This window comes from Pseudomonas sp. SDO524_S393 (genome assembly GCF_054071875.1).
Genome location: NZ_JBSVVZ010000038.1, coordinates 13,898 through 32,691 on the forward strand (window position 1 = coordinate 13,898; position 18,794 = coordinate 32,691).

The 18,794-nt window shown below is 62.9% G+C and carries 17 protein-coding genes; 6 read left to right on the plus strand and 11 right to left on the minus strand.

Translation table 11 applies throughout. The features are described from left to right. Nucleotides 1-2 precede the first annotated feature (2 nt). Complete coding sequence (locus ACW9IB_RS17580; protein ID WP_457414668.1) at nucleotides 3-830, plus strand: ABC transporter permease; 828 nt, start codon at nucleotides 3-5, stop codon at nucleotides 828-830. Beyond that, nucleotides 827-1,543: an ABC transporter ATP-binding protein gene (locus ACW9IB_RS17585; RefSeq protein ID WP_457414671.1), complete on the plus strand. Its 717-nt coding sequence runs from the start codon at nucleotides 827-829 to the stop codon at nucleotides 1,541-1,543. Before ACW9IB_RS17580 ends, ACW9IB_RS17585 begins: the two co-directional genes overlap by 4 nt. A 283-nt stretch (nucleotides 1,544-1,826) precedes the next feature. Here the strand turns inward: ACW9IB_RS17585 and ACW9IB_RS17590 are convergent, their stop codons facing one another. From ACW9IB_RS17590 to ACW9IB_RS17600, 3 genes are all read right to left on the minus strand, one after another. After that, nucleotides 1,827-2,753, minus strand: coding sequence for a FecR domain-containing protein (locus ACW9IB_RS17590; protein ID WP_457414673.1), 927 nt, complete (start codon nucleotides 2,751-2,753; stop codon nucleotides 1,827-1,829). Further along, entirely contained in the window at nucleotides 2,750-3,268 is a 519-nt protein-coding gene (locus ACW9IB_RS17595) for a sigma-70 family RNA polymerase sigma factor (RefSeq protein ID WP_457414675.1), read from the minus strand. The genes ACW9IB_RS17590 and ACW9IB_RS17595 overlap by 4 nt, the downstream gene beginning before the upstream one ends. Before the next feature lie 93 nt (nucleotides 3,269-3,361). Further along, complete coding sequence (locus ACW9IB_RS17600; protein WP_457414676.1) at nucleotides 3,362-3,979, minus strand: LpxA family transferase; 618 nt, start codon at nucleotides 3,977-3,979, stop codon at nucleotides 3,362-3,364. 190 nt (nucleotides 3,980-4,169) lie between these two features. On the opposite strand from ACW9IB_RS17600, the gene ACW9IB_RS17605 reads away from it, so the two are divergent. The 3 genes from ACW9IB_RS17605 (at nucleotide 4,170) to ACW9IB_RS17615 (ending at nucleotide 6,907) form a co-directional block, all read left to right on the plus strand. Beyond that, complete coding sequence (locus tag ACW9IB_RS17605; protein ID WP_457367551.1) at nucleotides 4,170-5,129, plus strand: threo-3-hydroxy-L-aspartate ammonia-lyase; 960 nt, start codon at nucleotides 4,170-4,172, stop codon at nucleotides 5,127-5,129. Nucleotides 5,130-5,264: 135 nt separating this feature from the next. After that, the gene (locus ACW9IB_RS17610; RefSeq protein ID WP_457414677.1) at nucleotides 5,265-6,530 is read left to right on the plus strand and encodes a dicarboxylate/amino acid:cation symporter; all 1,266 of its coding nucleotides are present in this window, start codon (nucleotides 5,265-5,267) and stop codon (nucleotides 6,528-6,530) included. Then, the gene (locus ACW9IB_RS17615) at nucleotides 6,527-6,907 is read left to right on the plus strand and encodes a RidA family protein (protein ID WP_457414678.1); all 381 of its coding nucleotides are present in this window, start codon (nucleotides 6,527-6,529) and stop codon (nucleotides 6,905-6,907) included. Before ACW9IB_RS17610 ends, ACW9IB_RS17615 begins: the two co-directional genes overlap by 4 nt. Here the strand turns inward: ACW9IB_RS17615 and ACW9IB_RS17620 are convergent. Then, a complete protein-coding gene (locus ACW9IB_RS17620; protein WP_457367548.1) occupies nucleotides 6,895-7,521 on the minus strand; it encodes a helix-turn-helix transcriptional regulator in 627 nt (208 codons plus the stop codon). The genes ACW9IB_RS17615 and ACW9IB_RS17620 overlap by 13 nt on opposite strands. 70 nt (nucleotides 7,522-7,591) lie before the next feature. Between ACW9IB_RS17620 and ACW9IB_RS17625 the strand changes: the two genes are divergently transcribed. Next, nucleotides 7,592-8,695 (plus strand): DSD1 family PLP-dependent enzyme, encoded by a 1,104-nt coding sequence (locus tag ACW9IB_RS17625; RefSeq protein ID WP_457414679.1) that lies wholly within the window; start codon nucleotides 7,592-7,594, stop codon nucleotides 8,693-8,695. Nucleotides 8,696-9,049: 354 nt separating this feature from the next. On the opposite strand, the gene ACW9IB_RS17630 is transcribed toward ACW9IB_RS17625, so the two are convergent. The 7 genes from ACW9IB_RS17630 to ACW9IB_RS17660 all read right to left on the minus strand — a co-directional run bounded on the left by ACW9IB_RS17630 (nucleotide 9,050) and on the right by ACW9IB_RS17660 (nucleotide 18,734). Beyond that, nucleotides 9,050-10,663, minus strand: coding sequence for a GMC family oxidoreductase (locus ACW9IB_RS17630; protein WP_457367546.1), 1,614 nt, complete (start codon nucleotides 10,661-10,663; stop codon nucleotides 9,050-9,052). A gap of 27 nt (nucleotides 10,664-10,690) precedes the next feature. Beyond that, nucleotides 10,691-11,908: a mandelate racemase/muconate lactonizing enzyme family protein gene (locus ACW9IB_RS17635; protein WP_457414680.1), complete on the minus strand. Its 1,218-nt coding sequence runs from the start codon at nucleotides 11,906-11,908 to the stop codon at nucleotides 10,691-10,693. Between the two features lies 1 nt (nucleotide 11,909). Further along, the gene (locus ACW9IB_RS17640) at nucleotides 11,910-13,220 is read right to left on the minus strand and encodes an MFS transporter (RefSeq protein ID WP_457414681.1); all 1,311 of its coding nucleotides are present in this window, start codon (nucleotides 13,218-13,220) and stop codon (nucleotides 11,910-11,912) included. Between the two features lie 76 nt (nucleotides 13,221-13,296). After that, nucleotides 13,297-14,721, minus strand: coding sequence for an aldehyde dehydrogenase (aldA, locus tag ACW9IB_RS17645; RefSeq protein WP_457367543.1), 1,425 nt, complete (start codon nucleotides 14,719-14,721; stop codon nucleotides 13,297-13,299). Nucleotides 14,722-14,843: 122 nt separating this feature from the next. Continuing rightward, nucleotides 14,844-16,289 (minus strand): mechanosensitive ion channel domain-containing protein, encoded by a 1,446-nt coding sequence (locus tag ACW9IB_RS17650; RefSeq protein ID WP_457414682.1) that lies wholly within the window; start codon nucleotides 16,287-16,289, stop codon nucleotides 14,844-14,846. A gap of 274 nt (nucleotides 16,290-16,563) precedes the next feature. Beyond that, nucleotides 16,564-17,430, minus strand: coding sequence for a pirin family protein (locus ACW9IB_RS17655; RefSeq protein WP_457414685.1), 867 nt, complete (start codon nucleotides 17,428-17,430; stop codon nucleotides 16,564-16,566). Between the two features lie 98 nt (nucleotides 17,431-17,528). Further along, nucleotides 17,529-18,734, minus strand: a complete 1,206-nt coding sequence (locus ACW9IB_RS17660; protein WP_457414686.1) for a multidrug effflux MFS transporter — start codon at nucleotides 18,732-18,734, stop codon at nucleotides 17,529-17,531. Nucleotides 18,735-18,794: the final 60 nt, after the last annotated feature.

The following is an 18,794-nucleotide window of genomic DNA, read 5'->3' on the forward strand; positions in this document are numbered from 1 at the left end:
TGATGAACAGCAAGACCCACGTACTGCCCGTGACGGCGCCGGTGCTGATCACCCGCAGCGCCTGGCCCCGACGGCTCAAGGGCCTGGTGTTGCCGGTGTTGATTCTGTTGGTGCTCGAAGCGGTGGTACGGCTGGGCTGGCTGCCGTCCTACCAGATGCCGGCCCCCAGCGAGATTGCCGTGACGCTCGCCGATCTCGCCGAAGGCGCGCTGTGGAAGCACATCAGTGCCAGCCTGTTGCGGGTGCTGCTCGGCTTTGTCATCGGCGCCAGCCTGGCCCTGGTCTTCGCGGCCTGGGTCGGCCTGAGCCGCGAAGCCGAGGCCTATCTGGAGCCGACGTTCGCCGGGCTGCGCTCGATCCCGAGCCTGGCCTGGGTACCGTTGTTGCTGCTGTGGCTGGGTATCGATGAAACCTCGAAGGTGGTGCTGATCGCGATTGGCGCCTTCTTCCCGGTGTACCTCAACGGCGTGTCGGCGATACGCGATATCGACCGCAAGTTGGTGGAGGTCGGGCAAATGTATGGTTTCCGTCGGCGGCGCCTGGTGCGGCGCATTCTGTTGCCCGCCGCCCTGCCCGGCCTGTTTACCGGCTTGCGCAGCGGCTTGAGCCTGGCGTGGATGTTTCTGGTGGCTGCCGAGCTGATCGCGGCCACCAAGGGGCTGGGGTATTTGCTCAGCGATGGGCGAGAAACCTCACGGCCGGACATCGTACTGGCGGCCATTATCGTGCTGGCGTTGCTCGGCAAGATCAGCGATGGGTTGCTCGCAGCGCTGGAAAAGCGCTGCCTGGCCTGGCGTGACACCTTCAACGGCCAAGGAGCAGACCAATGAGCAACCAGCCTTTGTTGACGATCCACGTTCAACGCAAAAGCTTCGCCAGCACCACCGTGCTCAAGGAAGTGCGCCTGGCTTTGCAACCTCGGGAGGCCGTCAGCCTGCTGGGTCCCAGCGGCTGTGGCAAGAGCACGCTGCTGCGGATCATCGCCGGCCTGGAAACGGATTATCAGGGCGAACTCAACAGCAAAGGCGCAGACGTAGCCTTTGTGTTCCAGGAACCCCGGCTGATGCCCTGGCTTACGGTGGAACAGAACATCGGCTTCATCGATGACGACCACTATGACAAGGCCTGGGTCACGCAATTGATCGAGGAAGTCGGCCTCACGGGGTTCGCCCATGCACTGCCCAAAGCGTTGTCCGGCGGCATGGCGCAACGGGTGGCCATCGCTCGTGGCCTGTATTCCAGGCCCCAGGTGTTGCTGCTGGATGAGCCGTTCAGCGCGGTGGATGCCTTCACCCGCATGAAACTGCAGGACCTGCTACTGCAACTGGCTGCGCACCACGCCATCGCGTTGTTGCTGGTCACCCACGACGTGGACGAGGCGCTGTACCTGAGTGATCGGGTGCTGGTAATGGACAACCGGCCGAGCAGCATTCGCCAGGAACTGGCGGTGGACCTGCCGCACCCGCGTGACCGGCGTGATCCGTTGCTGGCCAGCCTCAAGGCGCTGTCCTTGACTGAGCTGCAACGCGCCCATGTGATCTGACCTTGGCATTCTGGCCTGCCGCAGCGGCCTTGTTGGGGCTGCTGCGCAGCCCGGCGCGGGCGGTGCGACGATTCGACAAGCCCGCTCACTACAAAAAACCGGCAAATCCATCTGATGCAACACACAGCCACTGTGGTGAGCAGGCTTGTCCTGCGCTGGGTGGCGAAGCCGCCCCAAAACCAGGCGCCGCATTCTTCCTGAAACAACGCGGTGGTTTTAGTGGGGCTGCTATGCAGCCCGGCGCGGGCGGTGCGACGGTTCGACAAGTAATGCAGGGCCAGGATCAGGCGAACGATTGGCGCGGTGTGAGGGTGACCCAATAGCGCGTGCGAGCGTGCAGTTCCAGGTCCAGCGTCTGGACCAGCAGGTCGAGGATTCGGTCTGTGTTTTCCAGACGGAAACTGCCCGTGACCCGCAGCGTTTCCAGGCTCGGGTCCCAGCGCAATACGCCCGGGCGATAGCGTTCCAGCTCGCGCAGAAAATCGCCCAGCGCCTGGTTTTGCGCGGTCAGCACGCCTTCGCGCCAGTCGAGTTGCAGCACATCGAACGGCATCCTTGCACCAACCCCGTCGGCCTTGAGCAACGCTTGCTGGCCACTCTGCAGCAGCGACAACTGCCCCTTGAGATCACGCACTTGCACCGAGCCCTTGAACACCGACATCCGGCACCCGGCCTCCAGCTGGCGCACACACACTTCGGCCTGGCCGACGCGCAACTCTCCATAGCGCGTCTGAATGCTCATCGCCGTCGCCTCCGGCACGCTCAACGCCAGTTCACCTTCCACCAGGCTGATGCGCCGCTGCGCGAGGTCCACGTCCACTGCCGTCGCAGTATTGAGTTGCAAGCTGCCGCCGTCCGCCAATGGCAAGCGTTTGCGCTCGCCGGTTGCGGTGTGCAGGTCGGCCCGCCAGGCTTCGATGGGCAGCTGTCGGCTGATCAGCCAGGCGGTCGGCACCAGCGCAGCCATGCCCAGGGCGCGCTTGAGCAACGCCCGCCGCCCCGGTTGCGGGCGATCAAGGCTGGCCATCGCCAGGGCCTGGGGCAAATCGTTGAAACGCTGGCGCAGGGACTGGGCATTCTGCCAAGTCTGTTCATGCTGGGGATGGCTGTCGCGCCACTGCTGCAAGTTGGCGTGATCACGCTCGGTGGCCGCACCGGACTCCAACAGTGCCAGCCATTGCGCGGCAGCGCGGGCGACATCGCGGTTCACAGGTCCACCAGCAGGCAGTGTTCGTAAGCCTGGGCCATATAGCGTTTTACCGTACGTTCGGACACCCCAAGCCGCTCGGCAATCTCGCGGTACCCCAACCCCTCCAGCTGGCTCCACAGAAACGCGCGACGCACCAGCGCCGGCAAACCGTCGAGCAATTCATCCAGGGCGTGCAGGGTTTCCAGGACCAGCCAGCGCTGTTCGGGAGATGGCACGCAGGCATCGGGCAGGTTCGCCAGGGCCTTCAGGTAGGCCTGCTCCAAGCTGCGCCGCTGGTGGAAGTTGATCAGCAGGCGCTTGCCCACCGTGACCAGATACGCACGAGGTTCCTGCAAGTGCGCAATCGGCTGCGCGCTGGCCAATACCCGCACAAAGGTGTCCTGGCTCAGGTCTGCCGCATCCCAGGCGTTGCCCAGGCGCCGCCGCAGCCAGCTTTCCAGCCAGCTGCGGTGGTCGCGATACAGATTCGTCAGGGTGAGTTCGGGGGCCTGCGTAGGCGCAACAGCATCATTCATGGCAACCAACCTGCGCGGCGCGACTGAGTCTCAAATGAGATTGAATTCTATTTAATATCGCCGCAACACACCACGATCTTTTGAACATTGCGTTTAAACGGATATCTCCGCATCGAACACTTGGCCACGCCCTACCACGCTGGCAGGCGCCATCACTGCTCCAGGCGCCAACACGCCATTGGCGCCGACCCGGCACTGATCGCCGAGCAACGCGCCAAACTTGTCGCACCCGGTACGCTGCAAGTGCCCGTTGACGCGTACCAATATTTCCTTGTCCGAACGCTCGTTGCGGTAGTTGGCGACGATGCTGCCGGCTTCCAGGTTGATCCCATGGCCCAGCACCGAATCGCCAACGAAATTGAAATGCGCCAGCTTGCTGCCGCTGAACACGAATGAAGTTTTCAACTCCGCTCCGGGACCGATAATGCAGCGCTCGTCCAGCCAGCAGCCACCCCGCAACAAGGTGCCGCTGGCGATAAAGCAGTGGGCGCCAATGATCAACGGCGGCTTGAGCAAAGCGCCCTGCTCCACCTTAGCGGTACGGTGAACGGCAATTTCATCGTGGATGACGTATTCGTCAGCGGGTAGCCGCGCGAGCATTTGACGAACGATCACCGGCGCCTGGGTGACCAGTGCCCAAGGTGTCAGGTCTGCCCAGGGTGCCAGTGGCGACTGGGAAAAGTCGGCGATGTAATCGGTGAGCCGGATCAACGTAAAACCCTCTAACAGTCAGACAAGCTCGGAAACCTAACACCCCACCCACTGACCGTCGAGCGGCGTCGCCTGACGTGCCCATGGGCCGTGACAAACGGAACTTTACAATTTGTCTTTATATGGATATTTTATCCAAACAAAGGCTGCAGGGCTCCCCTGCCCGGGTACATTTCCAGAGGTCCGTCTTATGCAACTGTCCACTTATCACGACGTCGTCGCCGCCGCTCAACGCCTGGAAGGCTTTGCCCATCGCACCCCGGTTTTCACCTCTCGCACCCTGGATGCCGAGACCGGCGCCCAGGTATTCATCAAGTGCGAGAACCTGCAACGCACCGGCTCGTTCAAATTTCGCGGTGCGTTCAATGCCCTGTCGCGTTTTGACGAACAGCAGCGCAAGGCCGGGGTGGTAGCGTTTTCTTCCGGCAACCATGCCCAAGGCATTGCCCTGGCGGCGCGCTTGCTGCAAATGCCGGCGACCATCGTGATGCCTACCGATGCGCCAGCGGCCAAGGTCGCGGCCACCCGGGAATACGGCGCCAGCGTGGTGTTCTACGACCGCATCACGGAGGACCGCGAGCAGATCGGCCGCACCCTGGCGCAAGAGCACGGCATGACGCTGATTCCGTCCTACGACCACCCTGACGTCCTCGCCGGCCAAGGCACCGCCGCCAAGGAGCTGCTGGAATTCACCGGCCCGCTGGACGCGTTGTTCGTTGGCCTGGGCGGCGGTGGCATGCTCTCGGGCACGGCATTGTCGACCCGTGCCCTGGCACCGGACTGTCAACTGTTCGGCGTCGAACCCGAGGCCGGCAACGACGGTCAGCGCTCGTTTCGCAGCGGCAGCATCGTGCATATCGACACCCCGGCAACCATCGCCGACGGCGCGCAGACCCAGCACCTGGGCAACCACACCTTCCCGATCATTCGTGACCAGGTGAACGACATACTCACGGTGTCCGACGCACAACTGGTGGACGGCATGCGCTTCTTCATGCAGCGCATGAAGATGGTGGTGGAGCCCACCGGCTGCCTGGGCCTGGCCGCGCTGCGTAACGCCAACGGCCAGTTCAAGGGCCAGCGCGTGGGCATCATCGTGACCGGCGGAAACGTCGATATCGAGAAATACGCGAGCCTGCTACAGGGCTGACCCGCGCGCCACACACACTTTAATCACGGTCGAAAAGCGCCCGCCGAGGCGCTGACGGCGACGCTTTGCCTGCTGAAAACTGCCGCCGATAAAAACGCCCAGGCCTGACCCGGGCTTCAACAACAAGAGGTGCTTATGAAAAATCGTTACCTGGCCAGGGCCATCGTGATCGCGATCTGCCTGGGTGTGCTGACCGGAGCCGTGCTGCACGCCCAACTCGACGCCGACAGTACCAAGGCCATTGCCGGCTACTTCAACCTGGTCACGGATGTATTCCTGCGCCTGATCAAAATGGTGATCGCGCCGTTGGTGCTGGCCACGCTGATCAGCGGTGTGGCCAGCATGGCTGACAGCGGCGCCATTGGCCGTGTGGGGCTAAAAGCGATGAGTTGGTTTTTGCTGGCCTCGGTGGTGTCGTTGCTGATCGGACTGCTGCTGGCCAATCTGTTCCAGCCCGGTGTGGGGCTGGGCCTGAATACCCCCACCGGCGGCGCCACTGGCTTGAACACCGCCAGCTTCAACCTGTCGGGGTTCTTGTCCCACGTGTTCCCGCGCAGCATCGTCGAGGCCATGGGCAATAACGAAGTGCTGCAGATTGTGGTGTTCTCGCTGTTCTTCGGCGCGGGGCTGGCCTTTGTCAAAGGTCGTGGAAGCTCGGTCATCCTGGACGTATTGGAAGAACTGACCCAGGTGATGTTCCGTATCACCGAATACGTGATGCTGGTGGCACCGATCGCGGTGTTTGCCGCCATTGCCGCCACCATCAGCCTGTACGGGCTGGGCATGCTGGTGAGCTTCGGCAAATTGATCGCGCAGTTCTACCTGGGTCTGGCGCTGCTGTGGCTGGTGATTGGCGGCGCGGGTTACCTGGCGCTGGGCGCACGCTTCAAACATCTGCTGCACCTGCTGCGCAGCCCGGTGTTGCTGGCGTTCTCCACGGCCAGCAGCGAGGCGGCCTACCCCAAGACCATCGCCGCCCTCGACCGCTTTGGCGCGCCCAAGCGAGTGACCAGTTTCGTGCTGCCCCTGGGTTACTCGTTCAACCTGGACGGCTCGATGATGTACCAGGCGTTTATCGTGATGTTCATTGCCCAGGCCTATGGCATCGACATGGGTTTCGGCCATCAGGTGATGGTGCTGCTGACCCTGCTGGTGATCAGCAAAGGCACCGCCGGCGTGGCCCGTGGCTCGCTGGTGGTACTGGCGGCCGGCCTGCCGATGGTGGGCCTGCCGGAGGCCGGTTTGCTGCTGATACTGGCGGTGGACCCGATTCTCGATATGGGCCGCACCGCCACCAACGTGTTCGGCTGCGGCGTGGCCACGGCGGTCATCGGCAGTACCACGCCGGACGAACAACCCCAACCGGATCCCCTTCCCTCTCTTGATGTGAGAACGCTATGACTTTGCATCACACCCCGAATGCCTCGCCACCTGCCGGCCATTACTCCCAAGCCGCCAGCCACAACGGCACGCTGCATATCTCCGGTCAATTGCCGGTGAGCCCGGATGGGCGCCATAACCTGTCGGCCTCGTTTGCCGAACAGGCCCGGGTCGCGCTGGATAATCTGCTGGCGATCCTGCACGCCGCCGGCGGCACGCCCCAGGACCTGGTGAAAGTCACGGTGTATGTGGCCGGGGTCCGCCACTGGCCGGAATTCGACCGGGTATACGCCGCAGCACTGGGCGAACATCGACCGGCACGGGCGGTGGTGCCGGTGCCGGAGCTGCATCATGGTTATCTGGTAGAGATTGAAGCGGTGGCGCGCTATTTGGCGTAGGTGTAGACCGCCGCGCGCGACACGCCCAGGTGCGACGCCACGGTCTCCATGGCCCGGCGCACGTCCATGCAACCCGAGTCTTTCAACTCTTGCATGAGCAACCGCCGATCCGCCGCCTTGAGCGCGCGCGGGGTGGTGGCCAGGCGCGCGGCGAACTGGTCGATGCGGGCGCGGATGGCGTCGGCACCGGACGGGTCGAGAGACTCGCCGGGCCTGTCGCCACTGATCGAGCCGAACTGTTCGAGCATGCCCTGCAAGCCCCGGAACAACGAGAGGTCGACGTTCATGCACAAGGCCGCCACGTACTGGCCGCTGGCGTCCTTGATGCCGATGGACGTGCTTTTGACCTGGCGGCCATCGCTGAACTGGTTCTGGTAGTTGGCGATGACTTGCGGGTACTCGGGGTCGGCGATGCGCGCCAGGCCCAGCTCGGTGGCCGGGTCACCCGGCGCACGGCCCGAGAGGTTGTTATGGATGGCCAGGATCGCGTGCTGCGGGTCGCGCAAATCATGCAGCACCACTTCGCAGAACGGGCTGAAGGTTTGGCTCAAACCTTCGGCAATCTGTTCGAGCTGGCTGATCAGGGTGATTTCTTCAACGGAGGTCTTTTTCATGCAAGACAACATATCCAGTCCTGGACAGGCCGTCAATTTCAGCCCTGTCCCTCATCGTGGAGCTTCAACCATGGACACCCCTGCCGCACTGATTGATACCGCCAAAATGCAGCGCAATATCCAGCGCATGCAGCAACGCGCCGACAGCCTCGGCGTGCAATTGCGCCCCCACGTCAAAACCCATAAATGCGCCCAGGTGGTGACCGCGCAAATGGCGGCGGGTGCGCAAGGCATCACCGTGTCGACGCTCAAGGAGGCCGAATACTTCTTCGCGCAGGGCATCCACGACATTCTCTACGCGGTGGCCATGGCCCCGCACAAACTGCCCCAGGCGCTGGCCTTGCGGCGCCAGGGTTGCGCCTTGACGCTGATTACCGACAGCCTTGCCGGCGCCCAGGCGATTGTCGAATTCGGCCGGCAGCACAGCGAGACCTTCGCCGTGATGATCGAGATCGACTGCGACGGCCATCGCTCCGGGGTCAAGCCGCAGGACCCGGCCTTGCTGGAGATCGCCCGCGTGCTCGGCGACAGCCTTGTCGGCGTGCTGACCCATGCCGGAGAGAGTTATGGCCTGGACACACCTGATGCGCTGCAGGCCATCGCCGAACAGGAGCGCGCGCGTTGCGTCGAAGCGGCGGAATGCATCCGCACGGCGGGCATGTCCTGCGCCCAAGTGAGTGTCGGTTCCACCCCCACCGCGCTGTCGGCGGTGAACCTGGATGGCGTGACCGAACTGCGCGCCGGGGTCTATGCATTTTTTGATCTGGTGATGCACAACATCGGCATCTGCCGCACCGACGAGCTGGCCCTGAGCGTGCTGACCACGGTGATCGGCCATCAGCCGGAAAAAGGCTGGATCATCACCGATGCCGGCTGGATGGCGATGAGCCGCGACCGCGGTACCCAATCCCAGAAACAGGATTTTGGCTATGGGCAGGTCTGCGATGAGCACGGCGTGCCTATCGAGGGGTTGCTGTTGAGCAGCGCCAACCAGGAACACGGTGTGGCAAGGTTCCAGGACCGTGAGGTGGAGGTGGTGGCACAGTTTGCGTTGGGTACACGTCTGCGAATCCTGCCCAACCATGCGTGTGCCACAGGGGCGCAGTTCGGCGCCTATAACGCGCTATTGGAACAGGGTGACGTGCAGGTGTGGGAACGCTTGCGCGGTTGGTAACGGCGGTGGCCTTGTTGGGGCTGCTGCGCAGCCCGGCGCGGCGGAGCGACGATTCGACAAGCCCGCTCACCACAACAAGTTCTCGGCTGAGAGGAGATGCCAGCCTGAAATACTCAGTGTGGTGAGCAGGCTTGTCCTGCGTCGCTCACCACAACACAACAAGCTCGGCTGGGAAGAGATGCCAGCCTGAAATGCTCATTGTGGTGAGCAGGCTTGTCCTGCGCCGGGGCGCGAAGCGGCCCTGAAACCTGCTGGCCGGGGTTGTATTGGGAAACGCGGTGCTCTTGCTGGGGCTGCTGCGCAGCCCGGCGCGGGACAAGCCCGCTCACCACAACAAGCCCGCTCACTACAAGGTCAGTGGGCATCCTGCAGGATCAGGTCGGCGCCCTTCTCCGCCACCATCAGCACCGCCGCGTGGGTGTTGCCCGAGGTCACGTTGGGGAAGATCGACGCGTCGACGATGCGCAGCCCTTGCAGCCCGTGAACTTTCAGACGCTTGTCCACCACCGATACCTGCGGGTCCGAGCCCATGGCGCAGGAGCCGCACAGGTGGTAGATCGAGCCGCTGTTTTCACGGAAGTATTGCAGCATCTCTTCATCGGTCTGCACCGCCGTGCCCGGCAACACTTCGGCCACGGTAATGCCTTTGAGCGCCGGTGCCTGCATGATCTTGCGCATCAACCGGCTGCCCTGGATCACCTCGTCGATGTCCTTCTGGGTGCTCAGGTAGTTGGGGTCGATCAGTGCCGCATCACGCGGGTTTTTCGAGGCAATGCGCACGGTGCCACGGCTGGTGGGCCGGCACGGGTTGAAGCACAGCAGGAAGCCGGAATACGGCTCGGGCTTGAGGCTGGCCTTGTTGTTTTTGGGGATCTGGTACGACAGCGGGTTGAAGTACAACTGCAGGTTGGGGTTCTGCTGTGCATCATTGCCACGGAAGAAGCCACCGGCCTGGTTGACGCTCATCGCCAGCGCGCCCTTGCGGGTGAACAGGTATTTGAGGCCGAGCTTGAACTGCCCGAACAGCGAGCTGAGCTGATCGTTCAGGGTCGGGATATTGGCTTTGTAGTAATAACTGGCGCACAGGTGGTCTTGCAGGTTTTCACCCACCGCCGGCAAGTGCAGCACCTGCGGAATGTTGTGCTCGGCCAGCAATTGCCGGTCACCCACGCCGGACAGTTGCAGGATCTTCGGCGTGTCCACCGCGCCCGTGCAGAGGATCACTTCCTTGCGCGCGGTGAAGGTCCGGGCAACGCCATGCTGGGTCACGGTGATGCCGGTGGCGCGCTTGTGTTCGTCGAACAGCACGCGGTCGACCAGTGCATGCAGCTCCACGGTCAGGTTCGGCCGGCCCAGCGCCGGATGCAGATGGGCGAAGCTGCTGGAGCAGCGTTCGCCGTTGCGGGTGTTGACGTCATACAGTCCGGCGCCCTCGAACTTCGGGCCGTTGAAGTCGTCGCTGTGGGCATAGCCCAACTGCTCGCAGCCCTTGAGGAACACGTCGCAGATCGGGTGGGTCTGGCCCTTCATCGGTGTGATGCTGATGGGGCCGCTGCCGCCGTGGTACTCGGTGTCGCCCAGGGGATGGTTTTCCAGCTTGCGGAAGTACGGCAGCACGTCCTTGAAACCCCAACCGTCGTTGCCGTTGGCGGCCCAGTCATCGAAGTCATGGGCCTGGCCGCGTACGTAGATCATGGCGTTGATCGAGCCCGAACCGCCCTGCACCTTGCCCCGTGGGGCGTAGATGGCGCGGTCGGCCAGCTGCTTTTGCGGCTGGCTGTAGTACATCCAGTTGAAGGTCGGGTTGTAATACATCTTGGCGAAGCCGACCGGGATCTTGAACCACCAGGAACTGTCCTTGCCGCCGGCTTCCAGCAACAACACGGAGTGCTCGCCCGAGGCGGACAATCGGTTGGCCAGGACGCAGCCCGCGGCGCCAGCGCCGGCGATGATGTAGTCATATGTCATTCACGGTTACCGCATCAGTCGTTTTTTTTAGCCCTTGGCGGGCGAAGTGTCTTTTACGTCGGCCGGGGTCGGCGCCATTTGCAGGTGCAGGCGCGTGCCGCTATACGGCGTGTGCTTGCGCACCACGTCCATGTTCAGCTCGACCCCCAGGCCCGGCTCGGTGGACGGGATGATGTAACCGTCCTCCCATTGCAGCGGCTTGGTCAGCACCTCGGCATGGAAGCCGCCCCAGGTACCGATGCTTTCCTGGATCAGGAAGTTCGGCGTGCAGGTCGCCAGCTGGAAGCTGGCCGCCGCGCCAATCGGGCCGTTGTACAAATGTGGCGCGATCTGCGCGTAGTAGGCCTCGGCCATGCTGGCGATCTTCTTGGCTTCCAGCAGCCCGCCGCAGCGTGCCACGTTCATTTGCAGGATCGACGCACCGCCGGCCTGCAACAGCTTGAAGAACTCGTACTTGGTGGTCAGGCGCTCACCGGTGGCAATCGGGATGCTGGTCTTGGCCGCGACCTGGGCCATGGCGTCTTCCTGACCCGGTGGCACTGGCTCTTCGAACCACAGCGGGTCGTATTTTTCCAGTCGCTTGGCCAGGCGGATCGCCGACGAAGGCACCATTTGCCCGTGGGTGCCGAACAGCAGGTCGCACTTGTCACCCACCGCTTCGCGGATCTTGCGGCAGAAGGTTTCACAGCGCTCCAGCACTTCCAGGGAAATCTGGTGACCGGAGTACGCGGTGTACGGGCCGGCCGGGTCGAACTTCACGGCGGTGAAGCCCTTGTTCATGTTCTCGATGGCGCACTCGGCCGCCAGGTCCGGGTCGTCGTAGTCGTACTCGCCCTGGCTGTTGACCGGATACAGGTAGGTGTAGGAACGCAGGCGCTCGTTGACCTTGCCGCCGAGCAATTCGTAGACCGGCTTGTTCGCGGCCTTGCCGATGATGTCCCAGCAGGCCATTTCCAGGCCGCTGACCACGCCCATCATGGTCAGGTCCGGACGCTGGGTGAAACCGCTGGAGTACGCCTGGCGGAAGAAACGCTCGATATGGTGCGGGTCCTGGTCGAGCAGGTAGCGTTCGAACACATCTTCGATAATCGGCAGCATGGCCTTGGGGCCGAAGGTGGCGGCGTAGATTTCGCCCACGCCTTCGATACCGCAGTCGGTCTTGAGCTTGACGAACAGCCAGTACATACCGCCGACGTGGGGTGGCGGGACGGCGACGATATGGGTTTCAAGGGCGACGATTTTCATCTCAGGCACCTGTCGGGTTGAATTTTTTACGGTTGATTCGGGCGCGCAGGGTCAGGGCCGCGAGGGTGCCCAGCACGCCGATAAAGGCGATGTAGCCGAAATACAGGTTGTAACCGGCCTTGCCCGGGTAGGCATCGGTCAGGTAGCCGTTGATCAGCGGGATAAAGGTGTCGGGCAAGTACCCCACCACCGAGACGATGCCGATCGCCAGGCCGGTGATACGCAGCGGGATGTCGCAGCTGTCGAGGATCGCCCAGTACAGGCCGCGAATCGCGTAGGTCATCAGGCCGATGAAGATCACGGTGCCGATCAGCAGCCCCAGGCTGTTGAACGCCGGGAACACGATCAGCCCGACCATCGCCAACGTCACCAGGGCCAGCGCGACGATCAGCACCGAGATGTTCGAGAACTTGTCCCCCAGCCAGCCGCCGCCGATACCGCCGATGGGGCGCATCCACAGTTTGATGGTGGTGATGGTGCCGGCCATCACGGCGGTCATGCCGCTGCCTTGCAGGTAGTCGGAGAAGCTGTAGGTGGCCCAGAACATGTGGTAGCCGCAGAACACGATGGCGGTCACCAGCCACAGCTCGGGGATTTTCACCAGGGTGGTCAGGTCGGCGATCAGGTTGAATTTGCCCTTCTCCACGGCGGCCGTCTCGGCCATGGATTTCGGATCCTTGAGCAGCACCAGCACGCAACCGATGGCGATGCACACGAAGGAATACAGATAGACCACGTGCTTGAAGCCTTCGGCTGCCGATTCGCTGCGGGTTTCGGTGGCATAGGCGAACAGGCCCAGGGCCACGGTGGCCAGCAGGGCTTCCACCAGGCCGCGACCGCCATCGAGAATGCCGAAGAAGCGGCCTTGTTCACTCTGGTGAGCGATCATCTTCACGCGCTTGAGCACCGAGGCCCAGAAGGTCAGGCCGGTGGTCAGGCCCCAGCAGCCGAAGATGATCATCAAGCCGGTCATCGACGGTACGCTGGAGTACCACAGGCCCAGGCCGCCGGTGGCCACCAGCGAGAAGAAGATCAAAAAGCGCGGAGGCAAACGGTCAGCCAGCCAGCCGCTGGGCAAGTAGCTGAGCAAAAAGATCGTGCCGAGCATGGAGTACAGGTAGCCCAGCTCGCTGTGGTTGATGTGGAACACCTCAAGCATCGTGGTCTGGTAGACCTGACGCAGGTAGAGGATGGGGTAGATCGCGCCGGCGGCAAGCACCAGCAGCATCAATTGGAAGTAGCGACTGGCTTTGTCGCCGGGTGCCGCGGGCACGGCAACGGAAACCTGGGCAACGGGTGCAGGCTTGGACATCGTGTGGACCTCAGGCACCCGATGTGCGGGTGCCCCGATAATTGTTTTTATTGAAGGTGCAGCGGGTGTTCGTGAATCAGTACTTCATGACCACCAGGCGGGTCTGGGTGAACTCGAGCATCCCGTGCTTACCGTCATCGCCGCCCAGCCCTGAGCGTTTCCAGCCGGCGTGGAAGCCCTGATAAGGGTCCGCCGGGGTGCGATTGACGTACAACTCGCCGGCTTCGATGGCGTTGGCCACTTTCATCGCCGTGCGGTAGTTCTCGGTGTAGAGCACCGACGACAGGCCGAACTGGTGGTCGTTGGCCATGGCCAGGGCGTCGTCGATGTCGCGGTACTTGAGCACCGGCAGCACCGGGCCGAAGATTTCCTCCTGAATGATCTCCATGTCCTGGCGGCAGCCGCTGAGCAAGGTCGGCGGGTAGAAATGCCCCGGCCCCTCGGGCAACACGCCGCCTGTTTCCAGTACAGCACCGGCGGCGACGGCGCGCTCGACCATGGCGTGGATATTCTTCTGCGAGCTGGCATTGACCAGCGGGCCCATCAGGCTTTCGTCCTGGGCGCGGTCGCCGAACTTCACCGCGCTGATCTTGCTTTTGAGCAACGCCAGGAAGCGGTCGTAGACGGCTTCGTGCACGTAGACGCGCTCCACCGCCGTGCACAGCTGGCCACAGTGGGTGGTCTTGGAGGCGACGATGGCACTGGCGGCCTTTTCCAGGTCGGCATCGGCTTCGATGATTGCCGGGGTCTTGCCGCCCAGTTCCAGGGACGGCTTGGCGATGTTGGCCTTGCAGTAATCCAGCACAATGCGCCCGGCATTCACGCTACCGGTGAGGGTAATCAGGCCGACGGCCTTGTGTGTGCAGACACTGGCGGCGGTGCCGTGATCCATGGTCAGGATATTGATCACACCGGCTGGAATCCCGGCCTTGACCACCGCACGGGCAATCTCGAACGCCGACAGCGGCGTGTTGTTGCTCGGGCGCACGACCACCGTGTTGCCGGCGATCAGCGCCGGGGCGATCTTGCGCAGCAAGGTGTAGACCGGGTAGTTGAACGGGATCAGGCAGGCCACGACGCCAATCGGCTCGCGCTGCAGGAACAGGTTTTCGTCCGGGGTATCGCTGGGGATGATCTCGCCTTCGATGCGACGCGCCCATTCGGCGTGGTAACGGGTGATCTGTGCGGCGTAACGGGCTTCGTTGCTGGCGTCGCTGAGGCTTTTGCCCGACTCGCTGGCCAGGGCGCTGCCGATGGCGTCGGCGCCGTTCTCCAGGGCATCGGCAAAGGCCCGCAGGTGTTCGGCGCGTTCAATGCTGGTGAGCTTGCCCCAGGTTTTCTGGGCGATGGCGGCGGCATCCACGGCGGCAATCGCCTCATCGGCCGTGGCGGCGCTGACGTGACCCACCAGGGTTTCGGTGGCCGGGTTGTAGACGGCGATCAGGGCGTCGCTGGCAGGTTCGACAAAATGACCGTTGAAAAAATTGCGCTCGAGTTGCATGTGGTTCGCCCAACGTTGTTGTTATCCGAGTGACATGCAGTTTTGTCATCGGCCAGCCGTTGGACAAACGATTTATTGCGTGGGGTAACGTGCAAAAAACGCAGGTTAGTCAGTTTTGGCCGTTACAGCCCCCGATTGCGCAACCATTGCAGGAAGCCCTTCTTGACCGGCATCGCCGGGGTCTCCTGAGTCAAGGCCTGCGCGGCGTGGATGCGAAAATCCAGCATGTTTCTCATCGCTTCGCTGATGTCATGCCGCGCATCCAGGCACGGTTTCAAGTATTCCTTCTCGATGCGGTACAGGGTGCAGAAGGTCTTGGCGGAAAAATCCGCCAATGCGGCCTGATCCGTGAGAATGCCCGCCTCGCCGATCACCTCTCCCGGCCCCATGCGCCCGGCCTCGAACTTGTGCCCGCCCTTGCTGAGCATCACCGAGACCACGCCCGACTCGATAATGAACAGATGATCGCTGACCTCCCCTGCCGGCAGGATCATCTCGCCGCTGCGGTAGGTGTGCAGGACCATGTTCTGGCTGAAGGTTTCCTTTTCCTCCTGGCGCAAGGTGGAAAAAATCGTCGAACCGTCGAGCAACGCCCGCGCCCGCGACTTGATCGCCGGCGGCGCGCCCTCGGCGGTGGACAACAGGGTCACGCCCGCCGCCTGCAAGTGCCGGAAAGCCAGGTCGTAGAGTTGGTTGCGGACTTCGCGCTTGAGCGGCATGGCGGGCACGAACCCGCTGATTTCATATTCGACGCCACCACTGGCCGAGGTCTTGAACGCCACGCTCGGCGCGGGTTTGGCCAGTAAGGGGCGACACCCCTGCATCGCCCGTTCCAGCGCCTCGATCACCGTTTGCGGGCGCGCATGGGGGCTGACTTGCAGGCTGACCGCCAGACCGAACATGTCGGCCGGGCGCGAAAAGTTGATGATCTTGGCCTTGGCCGCCATGGAGTTGGGAATCACCGCCATGCTGCCCTGGGAGGTTTGCAGGCGCGTGGCGCGCCAGTCGATATCGGTGACGCGCCCTTCGGTGCCGTCGATGGAGATCCAGTCATCGATCTGATACGGCTTGGTGGTGTTGAGCACGATCCCTGAAAACACGTCGCTCAAGGTGCTTTGCAACGCCAGGCCGACGATGATCGCCACCGCGCCGGAGGTGGCGAGCACGCCCTTGACCGGCAGGTCGAGCACATAGGCCATGGCGGCGATGATCGCGATCAGGAAGATCACCGCGCCCATCAGGTCCTGCAACAGGCGCCCGGTGTGGCCCACCCGCTGCATCATCAAGGTGCCGAGCAACACCGTGAGGGTGCGCGCAGCGAACAGCCACCAGCCGATCTGCAAGGCCGTGGCAGCCAGGTGCAAGGCGGTGTGTTCGGCATACGGGGCCATCTGCATGGGGTTCATGCCATCGTTGAACAGCACGGCACTGAACACGCCAAAAATCACCAGGCGTGCCGCCAGCTTCCAGTTGGCGAGATTGGCGGAAATCAGGCGCCATACGGCGATGTCGATCAGGATCAGCGCCAGGGCGCAAAACATCGGGTGATCGGCGATAAATGAGGGCATCCAGGCGTCTCCAGGGCGAATGCCGTGAAGATCGCATGAAATGGGCATGCCGCAAACAAAATGTGGGAGCTTGTTGTGGTGAGCGAGCTTGCCTCGCGCTGGGGCGCGAAGCGGCCCCAACAAAAACCACCGCGTTTTTACAGGAAGAACGCGGTGGCAGGTTTCAGGGCCGCTTCGCAGCCCGGCGCGAGGCAAGCTCGCTCACCACAGTGATCTGTTTTCGTCTGGGCTTGATGCGTTACAGCCCCATCCATGCCCTGACAAAAGCCAGCGATCACCCCTGCATCTGGCCGAATTTGCCGGAGTGGAAGTCCTCGAACGCCTGATGAATCTCCTGCTCGGTATTCATCACGAACGGGCCGTGGCCGACGATGGGCTCGTCGATCGGTTCACCGCTGAGCAGCAGCACCTTGGCATCGTCGTTGGCTTCCAGGGTGAGCTGGCTGCCCTCCCGTTCGAACAGCGCCAATTGCCCTTGACGGGCAACTTCCTCGCCGTTGACCAACACCGTGCCCCGCAGGATCACCAGGGCGGTGTTGCGCCCGGCGTGCAGGTCCAGGGTGACGGACTTGCCGGCGTTGAGGCGCAGGTCCCACACATCGATCGGCGTGAACGTGCGCGCAGGCCCACGGCTACCCGCGAATTCACCGGCAATCAGGCGCAAGTGCCCGGCGTCGTCGGCCAGCGGCAACAGCGGAATGTCGCCGTCGACAATCGTCTGGTAACCGGCGTCGGCCATTTTGTCCCTGGCGGGCAGGTTGACCCACAGTTGCACCATCTCCAGCGCCCCGCCGCTGCGGGCAAAGGCTTCGGAGTGGTACTCCTCGTGAAGAATGCCCTTGGCCGCCGTCATCCATTGCACGTCACCGGGCCCGATCTTGCCGCCCGCGCCGGTGGAGTCACGGTGCTCAACTTCGCCGTCGTAGACGATGGTCACGGTTTCAAACCCCCGATGGGGGTGTTGGCCGACACCGCGACGTTGCGTGGTAGGGCTGAATTCAGCCGGGCCGGCGTGGTCCAGGAGCAAGAATGGGCTGATGTACTTGCCCATCGAGTCGTAGGAAAACAGCGTGCGCACCGGGAAACCGTCGCCGACCCAATGGGCGCGCGGGCTGGTGTAGATGCCGATGAGTTTTTTCATGGTGGTCCTCCAAAGTGAGTACACCATACGGCCCGGGGCACTTGAGCACTAGCCGGCAAAAACGACTCGATTAGTCTCACTGATAGGACAATGCACGCTCAGTTCGCCGGCACCAGGGTAGCCTGACGCTGGCGCAAAAGATGGAAGGATACGAAAGCCGTCACCGCAAAACACGCCTGGATGACGATCATCGGTGTGGCGCTGCCATCGCGCAAATGGCTCAGCAGCAGACCGCTGCAGGTGGCACCGAACATCTGCGAAAAGCCCATCAAACCTGCCCCCAGCCCGGCACGATGGGCATTGGGCATCACCCCGCCGGTGACGGAGCCGGGCAACACCAGGCCACCGCCGAGGGTGACCAGCGCAATCGGAATATCCAGGCCCGGCACCGATAGACCGAACAGCGCGTAGATCACCAGCGCGCTGACCCCGCCGATAATCACCAGCGTCACGCCCATCGCCACAATCCGCTGCGGCCCCAAACGCAGGATATTACGGCGGGTGTAGGTGGAGCCGACGATCAGCATCGAAACCATGGCACCAAAATTGATGCCGTATTCCAGGCTGCTCAGGCCCAGCAGGTTGATGTACACCGCCGACGAACCGGCGATCACCGCGAACATCGCACCGTAGGTACAGGCCAGCGTCACGGCGTAGGCGCGGTACGCGCGGCCCTTGAGCAGGTCCAGGTACTGGCCGCCCAACGTGCGCCAGTGACCGGCCTGGGGGTCGAGATAATGGTTGCTTTCACGAAAGAACAGCAGCGCGAGCAACAGCACCACGCTACCGATGACCAGCGCCAGAAGGATCGGCGCATGCCAGCCGAACAGCTTGATCAGCAGCCCGCCCACCATCGGCGCCACCACGATGGCGTAGAGCATGCCGATCATGGTGAGTGCCAATGCGGGCCCCGCTTCGGCCTTCCAGACATCGCGTACCACCGTGCGCGCCAGCACCAGTGCGGCGCACGCGCCCAAGCCTTGCAATACGCGGGCGGCAATGAATTGAGTGATGTCGTTGACCAGCAGCATCGACAAAGTGGCCAGCACGTACAGCGCCAGGCCGCCGATGAGCACCGGGCGCCGACCGATGCGGTCCGACAGCGGGCCGAACAACAACTGGCCGAGCCCAAACGCCGCGACAAATGCCGACAGCGCCATCAGCGCCGAGCCGGCTGGCGCTGCCAGTGCCTGCTCGATGGCACCGAGGCCGGGAATGATCAATTGCGTCGAGACCTCACCCAGTGCCGTCAGGGCCACCAGTAAAAACAACAGGCTTCGCGAGGGGACCGGGGCGTTTGTCATCGGGTACATCCGGGGGCTGGATTAATTTATATTTCGACCATAATATGCGTAAAAAATTAT